The sequence below is a fragment of the Catalinimonas alkaloidigena genome (assembly GCF_029504655.1).
In the GTDB taxonomy this organism is placed as follows: Bacteria; Bacteroidota; Bacteroidia; order Cytophagales; family Cyclobacteriaceae; genus Catalinimonas; species Catalinimonas alkaloidigena.
Genome location: NZ_JAQFIL010000001.1, coordinates 7,226,128 through 7,241,371 on the forward strand (window position 1 = coordinate 7,226,128; position 15,244 = coordinate 7,241,371).

The 15,244-nt window shown below is 36.6% G+C and carries 11 protein-coding genes; 5 read left to right on the plus strand and 6 right to left on the minus strand.

Annotated features, from left to right (window positions below; all coding sequences use genetic code 11):
* Positions 1–861 precede the first annotated feature (861 nt).
* Both OKW21_RS29345 and OKW21_RS29350 read left to right on the plus strand, forming a co-directional pair.
* Complete coding sequence (locus OKW21_RS29345; RefSeq protein WP_277486756.1) at positions 862–2,547, plus strand: hypothetical protein; 1,686 nt, start codon at positions 862–864, stop codon at positions 2,545–2,547.
* A 188-nt stretch (positions 2,548–2,735) separates the two neighbouring features.
* Positions 2,736–3,275, plus strand: coding sequence for a hypothetical protein (locus OKW21_RS29350; protein WP_277486757.1), 540 nt, complete (start codon positions 2,736–2,738; stop codon positions 3,273–3,275).
* A 219-nt stretch (positions 3,276–3,494) separates the two neighbouring features.
* On the opposite strand, the gene OKW21_RS29355 is transcribed toward OKW21_RS29350, so the two are convergent.
* The gene (locus OKW21_RS29355; RefSeq protein ID WP_277486758.1) at positions 3,495–3,788 is read right to left on the minus strand and encodes a hypothetical protein; all 294 of its coding nucleotides are present in this window, start codon (positions 3,786–3,788) and stop codon (positions 3,495–3,497) included.
* A gap of 78 nt (positions 3,789–3,866) precedes the next feature.
* Here OKW21_RS29355 and OKW21_RS29360 point away from each other — a divergent pair, with 78 nt between their 5' ends.
* Positions 3,867–5,894 carry a hyaluronate lyase N-terminal domain-containing protein gene (locus OKW21_RS29360; protein WP_277486760.1) on the plus strand — a complete coding sequence of 676 codons (2,028 nt, stop codon included), beginning with the start codon at positions 3,867–3,869 and terminating at the stop codon, positions 5,892–5,894.
* Positions 5,894–8,767 carry an SGNH/GDSL hydrolase family protein gene (locus OKW21_RS29365; RefSeq protein WP_277486761.1) on the plus strand — a complete coding sequence of 958 codons (2,874 nt, stop codon included), beginning with the start codon at positions 5,894–5,896 and terminating at the stop codon, positions 8,765–8,767. Before OKW21_RS29360 ends, OKW21_RS29365 begins: the two co-directional genes overlap by 1 nt.
* Positions 8,768–8,998: 231 nt before the next feature.
* On the opposite strand, the gene OKW21_RS29370 is transcribed toward OKW21_RS29365, so the two are convergent.
* Complete coding sequence (locus tag OKW21_RS29370) at positions 8,999–9,559, minus strand: hypothetical protein (protein ID WP_277486763.1); 561 nt, start codon at positions 9,557–9,559, stop codon at positions 8,999–9,001.
* On the minus strand, positions 9,559–10,878 hold the full coding sequence (locus OKW21_RS29375) for a phage integrase SAM-like domain-containing protein (RefSeq protein WP_277486765.1): 1,320 nt from the start codon (positions 10,876–10,878) through the stop codon (positions 9,559–9,561). The genes OKW21_RS29370 and OKW21_RS29375 overlap by 1 nt, the downstream gene beginning before the upstream one ends.
* 410 nt (positions 10,879–11,288) lie before the next feature.
* Here OKW21_RS29375 and OKW21_RS29380 point away from each other — a divergent pair, with 410 nt between their 5' ends.
* Entirely contained in the window at positions 11,289–11,948 is a 660-nt protein-coding gene (locus OKW21_RS29380; RefSeq protein ID WP_277486766.1) for a hypothetical protein, read from the plus strand.
* A 14-nt stretch (positions 11,949–11,962) separates the two neighbouring features.
* Here OKW21_RS29380 and OKW21_RS29385 read toward each other — a convergent pair whose 3' ends face one another.
* The 3 genes from OKW21_RS29385 to OKW21_RS29395 form a co-directional block, all read right to left on the minus strand.
* The gene (locus OKW21_RS29385) at positions 11,963–12,130 is read right to left on the minus strand and encodes a hypothetical protein (RefSeq protein ID WP_277486768.1); all 168 of its coding nucleotides are present in this window, start codon (positions 12,128–12,130) and stop codon (positions 11,963–11,965) included.
* Between the two features lie 11 nt (positions 12,131–12,141).
* A complete protein-coding gene (locus tag OKW21_RS29390; RefSeq protein ID WP_277486770.1) occupies positions 12,142–13,473 on the minus strand; it encodes a TlpA family protein disulfide reductase in 1,332 nt (443 codons plus the stop codon).
* Between the two features lie 94 nt (positions 13,474–13,567).
* A complete protein-coding gene (locus OKW21_RS29395) occupies positions 13,568–15,244 on the minus strand; it encodes a DUF885 family protein (protein ID WP_277486771.1) in 1,677 nt (558 codons plus the stop codon).

Here is a 15,244-nt window from a genome sequence, read left to right on the forward strand (position 1 = left end):
CTTTTTAATTAAATAATATGTCTCCCTTCAGAGTTGGCCAACATTAAAGATTAATCAGCTATACAAGATTTGGCAGGAATTCTAACAAGTTTTGCAGTATTTTGTTAAGGAAAAAGGGAAGGGATCTTTTAGAAAAGGTACGCTGATTTGTACTGAATAACTGTAGATTTAGGCTGAACATTTTTCAACTTTTTTTAAAGTCCACACAACCCACATAATAGGGTATCTAATAATAGCTCATATTCACAACCTTTAGACAACCTACATAATAGGGAGTTATTGAAAAGGCTTCTATATGACTTTTCATAGTGTCAAATAAGACAACCTACATAGTAGGGAAAATATAAAAGAATTATAAAAAGCCTTTTTTTGGTAGTATCAGGGTATTTTTTCTCAAATATTAAAATACAACCTACATATACCGTAGGTATCTCTTCTTATTAAATATTATATTATTCTTATAGTATATATATACTCTTACTAGTATATGTAATTGTTACTCCTTATATAAAGAGTTATCTTTGTATTTATATATAAATGCTATGATCAATAAAGAAATATTAAATAAAGTCTCTCTAAGATTAAGAAGAGAGGGTATACATAATTATCTGAAAGGTTCTCAGTTACTTGTTAAACCTGAACATAGAGAATATTCAAAGATTTTATACAATCACTATGAGAACCAATATCTAAGAGAAAAATTAATATTAAATTAATAACCTTTTCTTTTTCGGGATCGTCTATTTATTAGTGAAAGCTTTTAAAAGAACTCAGATAGGTTTCTCACACATTTCCCTTCTGAGTTCTTTTTTCACCTAAAAAAATGCTGTGTCCATAAAAGCCTTGCAGAAAAATGTGTGAATGCAAATCAGCTTTAATAATGATTTTTATTTCTTTGCGCAAAGAGATATAATCAATTTTCTTAATCAGTCCCTACCGGACAATCTGAAGCCCTATAAGGATCGCTTTCTTTACCCTATCCATTTACTTAATGTAAACCGTATACTTTCTACAAAGTACGAGCATTACGATTATATACCGTTAATGTCAGAGCTTTTACAAGATATGTTAGGAAGTAGTAAGTTAAAGAGTTTTGACAATAAAAAGCCCTATTCATTTATCCTGAATTACCTAAAAGATAATGGGATAATTGAACAGGATACTAATGTAAAATACATTCCTGGTAAACGTGCTAAAGCATATAGGATTACAGAACAATACCGTTACTGTCAGATAAGACAGATAGAAATTGTAGATGATTACATGTTCTCTAAAGTTGTTAAATGGAAAGATAACCTATTTGATAGTTCAATCCCTTATCTAGCTGCTAATAGAATGAACTTGAATAGCCTTTCTATTGATGCGAATGCAGCTACTAAGTTTTTAGAGAAAAAGTATAGTATATCAGTTGATGATTATCTGTCTGGGGAATTAACTAATCAGGTACGTATCGATAAGGATCTAGCAGACAGATACGGCAAGTTTGAGCAACAATATGCAGCTGTAAATAAAATATACTTTCTACCAGATTTTAGCCGTAGTAAAGCTAATAATAGAGTACATACCTCTTTAACTTCCCTGTCTAAAAGCCTTCGTCAATTCCTGTACTTACCTGATGAAAAAGCTAGGTTATTCAGTATTGACTGCCGTAACTCGCAGCCATTAATTTTTAATGTTTTGATCAAACAGTTTGCAGATAGGCAGGGAATTGAAATCGATGGTGATTTACTCCTGTATAAAAATCTTACCGAAGGTGGTAGGTTTTATGAATATATTGCCGATAAAGTAGGGTATAAGCTTACAGATGATAATAGATCAGAGTTTAAGAAGAAATGCTTCAGTAGCATCTTTTACAATGAGTTCTATTCTAAAGGTGGAGGTAAGATTGAAATGATATTTCAGAAGCTTTTTCCTACGGTTTACAAGGTTTTAGAATATCATAAAACTAGTGGTACTAGTAGGAAAGAAGGTCCCCGTAATTTGGCTTTAAACATGCAAAAAGCAGAAGCTAATATCTTTATTGATATAGTATGTAATTTGTTACTAGATCATGATAAGAGCATGTTTTTTACAACTATTCATGATAGTGTAATATGTCTTGAACATCACATAGAAGTTGTAAAGAATGCTATTAAGAAAGCTTTTAGCGAATACAATATAGTCCCTTCACTAAGTACTGAAGTTATATCTGATAACCATAATCCTGAAGAGATTGAAGATAAAATTTGGAGAGTAAAAGATATAGTACCTGCTGAAACTGTAGCAAAATTTAATGAAAAACCTAGTGATGGTATCGTACCTGTGGAAAGCAAAAAGAGTTTTATAGATAAAGTAAAAAAATATGATGTATCAGACAGTGAGTTTAAGCAATTGCTTATTGAAAGATTAGGTGAATGTCAAGATTTTATACGAAGGTTAACATCTGATCAGGATGAATATATATCAGGTGATGAAAAGTTTGCTATGAAACAAGCATTTATAAATCTACGTGCTCCAGTTGATGAGGTAGAAGAGTTTAAAAAACAAAAAGAATTGGCAGTGGCATAAGTTTTTCTAACTGATTATCAGGTAGTTATAAAAAATTTAAGGTGTTTTTCGCCTCACATAGAGTTTTTAGGTTGAAGTGCATCTATTTATAATAAAGATGCAAACTTAATGAAATTCCGACTTCGACGTCGTACTGCTCTGTTGGGTTATGCATCTCCCACAGAGCTTTTTTTTGAAAATATTAAAAGATGAAAACTTATCAGAATAACAGATTAGAATTCTTAATCAAAGCAGATGATCTATACGTAACAGCCGACAGCGTATACAAAAAAATTGGCTATGATCTATCAAATAAACAACGCTGGTATCAAACAAACATCACGTCAAAGTACAATAGACATGATGACTTTTTCTATGATGAAAAGTTAGGGCTCTGTGTTCACGTTAAAGTGATGGAAAAGGTTTGTACTAATCTGTATTACAATCAGACGCAAGGCAATGCTATAGCAGATCAATTAAGTGTAGAGTACCACAATTTTGTCAAAACTCACGACTGGAAAGAATCCTCAGAGGACGAATTTTACAATACCGAAATCAACCCAAAAGTTTCTGAAGCACTTGAAAACATTCAACCTAAAAAATTATCAGAATATGATTTTAATCTTGAAGAACTCCCTGATCAATTAACGATCAACGGCAAAGAATACGTAGCACGTGAAGCTGTTGAGAAAGATTTTGTAGAAGCAAATATGAAATTAGAAGCGATGAAAAGTTTGTTGGCAGGATGAAAAGTAAAGTAATACTTCTACAGATAATCATTCTTTTGTTAATGTTCAATCTCTATATAAGTAATAAGATTAATTACGAGCATCGACAAATTCTGACAGAAATCTACGTCAAAAAGTGAAAACGTAACTATTTATAATTGCTTGTGTGACCTAACCTCCCCGATAAAATCACTCACGACTTCGGGGAGGTTTTTTTATGACTTGAATACTTAGAAATAATTATAGTCTTCTTCTCGACATTTCATTTTCAACTTCATTCAGTGTAAATAAACAAATCTCATAATCTTCAAAAATTTCATGTAACCCTTCATTGATTACATGAGTTTCAATAATATTTTCATTTAGAGCTACCATATTTCTGCGACGCTCAAGTCTACTAGCATTTTCTTTACATTTATTTCTTATTTCAATAATAAATTCTGGCAAAAATGTAAAATAACTTTCTAACTCTTTAGCAGAACAAACCCTTATTTCTCTAATTATTTCAGCTTTTAATTTGTCAGTTAATATCATATAATTTCATTTGAAGAATCCAAATTTATAATAAATACTATCTACTAATTCAGCACTATTTATGAGAAAGGTACAATATTGACTTTCTCAGGAACAACAAAAATAATCTTACGAAAATCTACAGCTGCTGAGTGGCAAGCTGCAAACACGGTGCTTGATAGCGGTGAAGCAGGATATGAAACAGATTCAGGAAAACTAAAAATTGGGGATGGTACTACAGCTTGGAATTCACTCTCATATCTCACTGACATTCCAGACAACTCGATTACAAATGCAATGCTGCAAAGCGGATCAGTTTCCGCTGCAATTCTTGCAACTAATGCAGTATCAAGTAGCAAGATTCAAACAGATGCAATCAGTACAGGAAAGATTCAAGATGCAGCAATCACTGAGCAAAAACTTAGTGCTGATGTAGTTACAAAGTTGAATCAGACAGGAAGTACTTATACAGGTTTTGATTCTGATTTTGCTGCAAAAGATACAGACGATTTAGCGGAAGGTAGTGTAAATAAATATCTACTCGATAACTCTGTAAGCACTGCAAAGATTCTCGATGATTCAGTAATAGAAAGTAAGCTTTCTTCAGATGTTCGCACAAAACTGAATGATATATCAACATCAGCAGGGTATACTTCAGGAATTACTACAGATATAACAATCACTAGCGGAAACTCATCTACGTATCACAATAAGATTCTTAAGCTTACTAACAGTTCTGACATTATAATAACAGTTAGTGAAGGATTAGATGAAGATTTTAATTTTTGGCTTGATAAAGTATCTGGTACTGGTGAAGTATTTTTTGATTTTTCAGCAGTCACAATTGAAGACAATATCAATCATCTGAAAATAGATGAGAATGGTAAGGCAATTGCAGGAATAAGAGCAATTTCAGCAGATACATACGGCTATGTAAAAGGATCTGACTTCATAACTAATACAGCACCTGTAGCATCAAATGTAATCATATCAGGGAATATACAGGAAGGTGAAGTAGTAACTATTCAAGCTGATATTACTGATGCTGAAAATGATCCACTTGGTACTCATATATATGAGTTAAGCACATATGATAATGATGGAAATGATGCACCTGTACTTGCTACAAAAAGTGTTGTATCTACTTCACAATCTCATCAACTAGCAGCATCAGGTTTAGCAGATAAAATACTGGGTGGTAAAATAACACCTGTAGCAACTGAGGGAATCAAAACAGGTACTACTGTAAGTTCTCCTTATTATGTCATAAACAGTTCAGCACCTTCCCTGTGGCTTCCTTCAGCAGATTCAGGAACTACAAAAATTTGGCTTACATCTCTAGCAGGAACATACAGTAACCAAGATACCCAGAACCCTACGCAAAGTGTGGTAGATGGTGGTGGATCTGGAATTGTTCAAAGGTGGGCTTCACAGGTAGGTAATTATTCAGGATTAGAAACTGTAGATGCACCTTCATTAGTATCATACGGTTCTACACGTGCTGTATATTTCAATAATCAGGACTTCCTGAATTTTGGGAATGTGTTTGATTCAATCGTGAATCAGCAAACCGCAGGTGATCACTGGGCACTGATTTTTATAGGTAGAATTGTTACAGCACTTCCTAACAATAAAATTCTTACAAAGCAAAACGGAACAAGTGCAGGTACATCCCTAAGACTAAACAGTAACAGAAGAAAATTGAGTTTGGCAGATGGTGAAGCAAATTGGTTAACACGTCAAAATAATTCACCTGACAACATCGCTCCTGCAAATTATTGTACAGTGTTCAGGCTTCAGCCTGGAGCAGCAGCGATAGAAGACAGAGCAAGAATCTTAGATGGAGGATATGATGCAGGCAGCAATGCAGCAGGTACGACTAATAACGGATCAGGATTAAGTTCTGGAGGTGCTTCTACTGCTGATTTAATAATCGGAGGTGGTGGTGATATAGATGTGCTGGGAATGGAATGGATACTAGCACATAATCCTACAGATGAATATTTACGCAAATGTGAAAGTCTTGTTCATCGTCACGGAATCCAGAATTCAATTTATAGAAACGGTACAGCAGCTACTACATTAAATACAGGACACCCTTACCTGTCAGGACAAGCTACAGTGTAATGATACAGCAACTAATAAGAAAAAATGTATCTGGTAGCACAGGTGGAGGGGAAGGTAATGAAGTAGAAAAACCTGCTGTTCCCTCCCTGAACGCTACAGGTGGTCAAAATAAGATTACACTTAGTTTTGATTCTGCACCTGATAATGTCACTAATAGATCGATAAAAGTTAGTTCGGATGGTGAAAATTATTCAACACTTGTATCGAGCAATGATGGGAGTTCATTCACATTACAAAGTACAAGTTATGTGCATGAACCCTTATTGAATAATGAGTTAAAATACTACAGATTAGAAGATAGTAATTCAGCAGGTACAACACCTTCAGCAGTAAAATTTGCTAGAACAAATCCGGTTCAAAATACTACAAATGGCTTTTCTACAGCTGTTCTACAACAGGTAAATGTACTTGATACGGGAAGTTCTGCACATCAAATAGAACTAGTTTTTGACAGAGCAATTAGCCTTACAAATTCTGAAGGTTTCAGGCTACTTGAATGTTCTGCAAGAATAAAAAACTTAGCATCAGGTAGTAATACAAATAGACTTGTATTCACTCTTACTGATCATCTGTTACCCTGGGATGAATTATCAGTTTTGTATTGGCAGGAAATCGGAAATGCAACAGCATCGGATGGAAAGTTAGCATATCAGAAAATTGAAAATATTAACAATCCTGTAAGTACGTATTACGGTACAGGTGATGTGTATTTTGTAGCAAGTAACGGCAATGATGGTTCAGGACAAGCTAATAATATTAATCAGCCTTACCGTTGGCCAAATGCAGCACTAGCTGATGCTCAAGCAGGTGATTATGTATTACTCAGAAGGGGAGATACATTTGTTCAATCAGTACGATTCCCTAGAAACGGACAAGCAAATAATTACATAACATTGTCTGCATATGGCACTGGTAATAAACCTGTAGTCAGAAACGAAGGTGATGTAGATCCTGGCTCAAATAATGCTAGAGGTCCCGGTACTGGTGTAGCAACCCCTGATCAGCAAAGGTTTTTGAAAACAAATGGGACTTCAATCATCATCGATAAGGATTACATAAATGTAAATGCAATTCATATCGACTGTGATAACGGAGGTGGAGAAGCAATTACGATGATGGATTATTGTGTCGATCCGATTGTCGGCAACTGCTTTGTAGATAGTTCTAATAATAGTGCAAGTAAAGGTATTTTAATAGGTAGACCTGCAAATGCTTGTCATAATCCTTATGTATATAATAACGAATGTCAAAGATTCAACTGGGGAATAAGGAGTTCTACAGATAACTGGGGGTTCAGGCTAAAAGCGGATGGTACACCTCGACATGAAGTTTTTGGGGGATTAGTAGAATATAATCGCTGTCTAATTACTAGACGTGATTGCATGGGACTACTTAGAGGAAATTATCATGGTCTGATTTATAGAAAAAACACTATTTCAGGTTGGGATCAGGATGGAGTAGACCATTTTGCAGCCTGGAATCTTATTAATGAATATACTCATGCTTATAGTCCTGCAAATGGAACAGGAAGTGCTATTAAAGCAGGAGGTACATCAGGGAACTATGATAGTCAGCAGGGAGGCACACAAGGGATTTCAGGAAGAGATGTAATCGTAAGATATGCTTATGTACATGATATAGAAAATAGCTCTGGCAACGGTTTCGGTATTACGAATAATAATAATATTCGGGGGAAGATTTATGGGTGTCTTGTAATAGGTGCTAAGAATTCAGGAATCAAAATTTCAGGAAGTATTGAAAGATATGATCTGTATAACAATACACTTCTAAAAATCACAGGAAATGCGTTGGATACTTATACAGCAGGAGGAAACGGGGATAAGGTATTTATGTATAACAATATCTGTGATGGTGCAGATTACGACATAAAACATAACGGACCTGGAAGTGCTACAGCAAGAAATAATATCCTAAAAAATGGTACTACAAATGGTTCTCTTAATACTAGCAACAATGTAACAGTCAGTAACTTTTCAACTCTTTTTGAGAACTATACTAATACTTCATCAGGAGATTATCATTTAAAATCTACAGCTAGTCAAGCAATTGATACAGGTTTTGATGTATCAAGTTTTGGGTATGATCAGGATTATGAAGGAAAGGATTCTTCAGCACCTTTTGACATAGGTTGTTATGATCATGCATCTACTACAACCCTGAATCAGACAACCATCTGGGGTTTGGGAGATAGCACAATGAAGCTTACAGGTGCAAAAGCAGGTTGGGGGGAATACTTTCAAAATTATTTAAGACCTGAAGCGACCTGGATTAACAAATCTGATAGTGGAGAATCTACAGCTAGTTTTAGAAATGAATCTCAGTTCTATGACAGCTTCAAAAATCAAATCAGTACAGGTCATTATTGTATTATACAGTTCGGACATAACGACAAATATTCGACTACAAAATCTACAACGGTTTCAGAGTTCAGGGAAAACTTAGAATTCTTTGTAACTGATATAAGAAATCGAGGTGCTATTCCAATTTTGGTAACACCTGTTGAACGTATGATTTTCAGTAATGGAGAAATTACAAGTTCACATGATCCTTATCACGAAGAGGTTATAAAAGTTGCTACAGGTCATACTGGTGGAAGTGTAACGTATCTGGATTTACAACAACTAAGCTTTGCAACTTTCGGTTTTGCAGGAGAAAATAATGTAAGAAATGATTTTGCTTCACCTGATTATCCGCCTTCGGGCACAGATGAAACCCACTTTGGAAGAGGGGAAAATGCTGAAAGAGTTACAAAAATGGTGGTAAGTTTGATTAATGATAGTAGTTCTGGAATCAAGAATTATATACAATCAGGGTGGAGTAATTTCACCTGGAATCCTTCAAATTACGCATAAAATAGAAAAGGCTAGTTTCAACTGGTTAGAAAAACTAGCCTTCTCTCTGAGATGTGTTTAAAATAACTATATGAATATACTTACATTTTCACTCAGAATAAATAGAGATATATACTTATATTTTTATAATAAAAAAAGGTCCGGCTCAAACTACGATACCGGACCTTTAAAAATTGTATGTTTAACTAACTATGTAATATAAATTTATATTTTCTATTTGAATAATACAAATTATTTAACCATTTCTTCAAGTATTCTTTTCAAATCGTTGTGAGTAATGAACTTACCTTTTTGATAACCTCTTTCATCAAACACTTCAATATTCAGTTTTTTGACGTATTTCTTAATAGTATTAATGCTCTTGATACCATAATTTTTTTCTTTTAATATTTCTGTGAAGCTTATATAAAAATTATGGGTAGGATCATAAGTGCTTACTATTTCCTGAACGAACTCAGGATCTTTTTCTAATTCTATATCTCTTAGCATAGCAGCAGTTTCCATGTATTCGTCGAGAAAATAATTATCTGAGTACTTTGCTAGATTGTGAACAAAGCTTCTGATCTTCCAAGATTTTTGTTCATAGGAATCACCTACATCGAAGATTTCAAATAATGAATTATAATGTTTAATGAACTCTATAAGAAATTCACGATACTTTTCTGCACGAAAAAATTGTATATAGACATTCCCTAAAAGCTGTAAAGCTTTGATATTATCAAGATGTTCATTTGCAGAATAAATAGTGAAGTAAGTGAGTTCAAAATTTTTAATTACCTTTTTTACCTTCATTACTCAGCTTTCTTTATGGAGTTATATATCTCTTCATGCTTTTCGTTTCCTTTTATCATCGATAGTGTACTCTTGTACTGATACCTTTTTCTAGCTTTTGATCGATGTCCAGTAGCAAGCCTACTTATTGTTTCATCAATCTGGGATTCATCATCTATACTAACTCTTGTAATTCGTGCCCATTTTGATGTTATATGATCGCACATCCTTTTCTTTTCTATCTTCTTAATATTTCGGTCTGCATCGTAGAATTTGACTTCTATTTCATGTGTCCAGCCTAATAATTCACCAATTTTTTTTAGCTGCAAGTTTATATCCTTTGCAGGTTTTTTAGGAGGTAGTTTTTCATCATACTTTTTTAAAATTTCTACACCATATCCTAAAATCGGAATATCTTTATGTTGCTTCTTATTCTTATGTTCGAAGTAGTCAAACACCCAAACTTCTCTTGCCTCACCATCGACCATGCGAAATTCTTTTCTAATATCATCCTGCTTTATTGCTAAGTAATCATGTACCCTAAGTCCACCCATTGCAATCATTAAGACAAAATGATCTCTAGTTACTCGTAAATGTGATTGTTTTTCAGAAAATCCATCATATTGAAATAGTTCAAGAAACATAGCGTAGTCACAACCAAAGTTTTCATCAAATAGAACTACAGGTTTTATATCCTGAATATCTTCTTTTATCTCTGTCACATACTGTTTAATTTTTCTGTTTCTCCTATTATATTTTTTTACAGTATTGAAGATTCTACCAAGTCTTGACATATACGCTTCAATTGTACTTATCTTATCTAACCCTTTTGAAATGTGGTTATAGAACCTTTCCAGCCAATCAAAATCTACATCAATTAATCTAGCATCTTTATCAAAAGACTCGATGTAATTCCGTACATTCTTTTCTGACTTTCTAGTATTAGAATTAGCAATATTTTGTAAATGAATGTCGCACCAATCCAAAAGTTTTTGATTCAAAATTACTTCCTCTGACTCTTCACTTCTCTTTACTTTTTCTGCCTGTTCTTTTTCTAACTTGATAGCTTTTTCCATCTCCAAACAGGTAGGTTCTACACCTTTATTCAGTAAAGATTTTTTCACTTTTTCCAGACGATCAGATTCAGAACGTAAAAAAGAATTAAGGCTTTCATCATTTTTTGAAATACCTAATTCCTTATTCCAATCTTTTGCAAAAACCTTGAAATTAGTTGGAAAACGTAATCTTGGTGGTTTACCTGGGTGACGGTATTCTATTGTTATTTTCTGCTTACCTGCTTTATCCTTAAAACTTAGCAGAATTGCTTTTACATATCCCATAGCTTAATTATTTACCAAATAAAAAAAGTCAATACACATTCAATACATGTGTATCGATACATTTTCAATACATATTCGATACAAAGAACGGGATATTTTTAAAATTTTAACAGTAAATTTTACAATAAATATAATTATTGTCTAACATATAATACCGTAAAATAATTTTTCACTGTCAAATACTGCTTTGGCGGATTCCTGCCGGAACCACTAGTCCCCCTTGTAAACCTTTGTATGCAAGGGGTTTGTTTTTGCTTCATCACCAAGCTTTTTTCCTGTTACATAAGGTCGGGTTTTATACTGCTCAAGCAATTGACGAAAACTTCATCAATCTCTCAAACAAAAAGTTTTTTCAGCAATTATGCTTGGGTGATCCTTGTAAAAAATACCTTTATTAAACGCTCATTTTTATGACTCTGAAAAAACACCTCTCTCCTCAGGCAATTCTATCAGGTATATTGATTTTTCTGGCGGCCTGTACTGCTACTTCTACCAATATTACCGGTTCCTGGAAAAGCCCTGACCTCAATAAAAAGAATTATGACAATATTTTCGTAGCAGCCCTTACCCAGAATATGAATGCCAAAGAAATTTTGGAAGGAGAAATGGTAGCCCTGCTGGAGCAGCAAGGCATCAATGCTACTACCAGCCTAAGCTTATTTCCAAATAACTTCTCAGCTGAGCATGCCAGCGATAAGAGGTTAATATTAGATAAAGTAAAAGCCAATGGCAATGATGCTATTCTGGCTATTTCACTGGTAGACCAGACGCATGAGAACCGTTATGTAGGAGGTAATGATACTTATGCGCCTACGCTGGCCTATGGTTATTACAATAACTTCCATACCTACTATTCTTATAACTACAACCAGATCTATACACCCGGCTACTATTCCCTGGATAAGATTTACTATCTGGAGACGAACCTCTATGATGTAGAAAATGAGAAGCTATACTGGTCTGCCCAGTCTGATACTTACAATCCGGGAGACATAGAGTACTTTGCTGAAGACTTTTCTGTCGCCATTATCGCTCAGCTGAAAAGAGAAGGTCTGATTGAAGTGGAATAAAACTATACCTGGGATTATTGATTGAGCAGCGCATAAATCTGATCGGCTACCTTTCCGGAAGAGGGAGGGTCAGCTTCGGAATCTTTGATTCTGCCTTCCTGATCAATCAGAATGTACCGGGGGATACTGCTTAATAAATATTTTTTCCAGATAGAGGACTCTCCCTCAGGTTCATTCAACATATGCTTTCCTCTTAAGTCCGGATGCTCTTCCAGGTATTCCAGTCAGGCAGACTCATCTCTATCGATACATACAGAAAGCTCACCCCTTCCTCTTCAGCAAACTCTTTTTGTAAAGCGATAGAAGCGGGAAACTCTTGGCGGCAAGGACCACACCAGGTAGCCCATACATCTATATATACTACCTTCCCTTTGAAGTCGCTCAAAGCCAGCCTTTTTCCATCAGGCGTAGTGCCATAGAAATCAGGAGCAGGGCTGCCCGTACTGATGGCCATCCAGCGCTCATACTTTTCTTCCAGAGTTGCCAGATAAGGTGAATTGCTATTATTTCTCAGAAATTGGTGATATAAGCTGTCAATATCAGGAGATATGCCCTTCCTATCCATCCATGAGCTGATATTCCAGGCCAGAAAATAGTCAGGAAATTTTGCCTGATCATATTGAGTACGGATAAGACTATCTATCATGGATGGCATTTGCTTGGGCATATTTTCTCTTTCCTCCGCACTCGTACCAAAATACAAGGGGTATGCAACAGTAGCATCCATACTCCTCTGTAGCAATAATGCATAGTGAGGCATCTGCTTTTTTATCAGATTGGTGTCGTAAGGAACTCTTTGGTATACATTGCTAAAAGCTTCAGGCAACTGATACTCTCCTACCGTTTCGCCATTACTTATGGCTTTCACTACAAAATTATTCTGTAACAAAAAGGCATATCTTACTTCCTCTTTCAGGACATCTATTTCATTCCTTTTCTCCATAAGCGCTTTCATGTCAGCATCCATATCCACGCTGTCTGCATATTGCTGCAGAAAGGTTTCCATGCTAAAGCGAATAGAGTCCAGCCGATCTAAAAATGCCTGCTGCTCAAGCTGCCAGATAAGCTTGCCTACCCTTCTGAAAAATGGTTTTCTGATCAGGAATGAACGCGCCAGATAATTATTCACTTCGGCCCCTTCGCCCTCAAAACTAAGGGTCTGTTCTGGAGCTTCACCATCTAACGTTATCATGAGAGAATCTCCCGGCTCCAGATACAGCTGATTATTCTTAGGGTGTTCTTTCTGTGTGGGTTGATAATCCAGGGTTGCGAACAAGCTATGTTCAACTGCCATGTTCATCTTTCCTATTCCGCTGGAGTCCAGCACTGCTTCAGCCAGTAGAACACTTTTCCCTGTGAGCATATCTATGGTCAGTACTTTTACAGTATCTGAGGCCAGATGCTTTGCCTGTAGGTGAATATTTACATGTGAAGAAGCCTCCTCTTGGCTTGCTTTCTCTTCCTGGCAGGCAGAAAAAATAAGGAAGGAGCAAAGTGACAGCAGTAGAAAAAGTGAACTTCTCATATCCTAAAAATTATAATACTTATTGTTCCAGAAAACACAGCGCATAATAAGATAGAGAAACTATGAGGTATTCACAACACTAAGCTGCGGTCACTTAGTCTGGCCATAGCTCTTTAAGCTCATCTGCTTTACCCAGATATTCATAGCGCTGCAAAGCAATGGGCACATTGCCATTGACCATCAGGAAATCATGAAAGTCACGCAGACTGAAGTCATCTCCCTGTTGTATTTTGGCATCGGCCAGAAACTTCATGATCTGAATTTTACCTATCTGATAGGAAATCGCCTGTCCGGGGGTAAGGCTAAAGAAACCTGCTTCCTCTACCGCAGTTCCTCTATCCATAGGTACTATCGTTTCCAGATAATTGGCGGCTTCAGGAATGTCATAATTCCCTACTGCCAGATTCACATCAATATCCACCCGCAGAGCACGTAAGCGCATAAAGCTGTACATAATCTCCCGGGTGCGAGGCCTGTCATCCAGTAAGCCAAACTGCAAAAGCATCTCCTCTACATAAAAACCAATTCCTTCAATGGGACCGGAATCAAAAAAGCGGCGGCGAATAGGGTTATCATTCTTCCAGGAGCGTACCAACTGAAAATAATGACCGGGCACTCCTTCATGTATGATGATGGGGCGAGGGTCTTGTGCAATCGCTCTGTAAAAGTAAGGCAGGTCCCAGGACGGATCACGAATATAGCTTACCCCATCAATATCCAGCCGCGATTCGGAGGTGAGATCGTCGGTAACGCCCATATGAGCCAGAGGCGTGAGGTAAGGCGTTAGTTCTTTGTTGAGATAGTGATTTACATCGGCAGGCACGCTCATGATGTTCATCTCCTCCATAAAATCACGAATTTCCTGCTCCTGTTCAGCCTCTTTGGCAATTTGTGCCTGAGCATTCTCAAAAATTGTGGGAGCGGGTTCATCCACATTGCGCATCTGCTCAAATACATCAAAAGCGACCGAACGACTCCATTCCATCGCCCCCATGGTCAGCAGTTCTTCGGGTGTAAATGGCATAAGGGCAATGTTCTTCAAAAAGTAATTATAGTTTTCCCTGCCTACCTCAAATGAATTGCCCATTTTGGGCATCTCTGCTTCCAGCCAGTCAGCATAGGCTACCAGGGCTTCGCCAGCCGCTTTTGTAGCTTTATCTAGTTTTTTGTGGTAAGATTTGTCAGCTACCTGTTGTAGCGCCGAATTGAGTTGGTTGAATTTCTGTTCAATCTCTTCCAGGTTGTTCAAAGCGATGACTGCTCCTCCGGCAAAAGGCTCGGTCAGATTGGCACGGGCATGTTCAAGCGTGGCCGGAATAGATTGCATGCGAAGGATGATTTCCTCCATACGTGCGTCATTCATTTCAGTATGCAATACTAGCAGTTCAAAAAGAACGCCCAATGTCTGATGTACATAGAAGTCAGGATTGCGGTAGGGGAGGCGCAGCACATTCAGCTCCCAGTTGATACGCTCTACCGCGGAGTGCAAGAGCAAAAAGTCAACACTATCTGACCTATCCCAGCCGCTCTGGTCAATCGCATCCAGCGCAGCACGGAACTGCTTATAATCCTGGTGATATTGTTGCAGAGCTTCGTGGGAATAATCAGGCACCCAGCCCTGTGGGCGTTCCACCCGATTGATATCATCACCGCTGGCAGGCTGCATTTTGGCCCGCCAGGTAAAAAAAGTTTCGCCAAAGCTTTGCAAATCGTCGTTGGCGAATGCAAAGAGGGGAAGGAGGCTTAGGGTAAGGATTCGGACTAAGGTCAT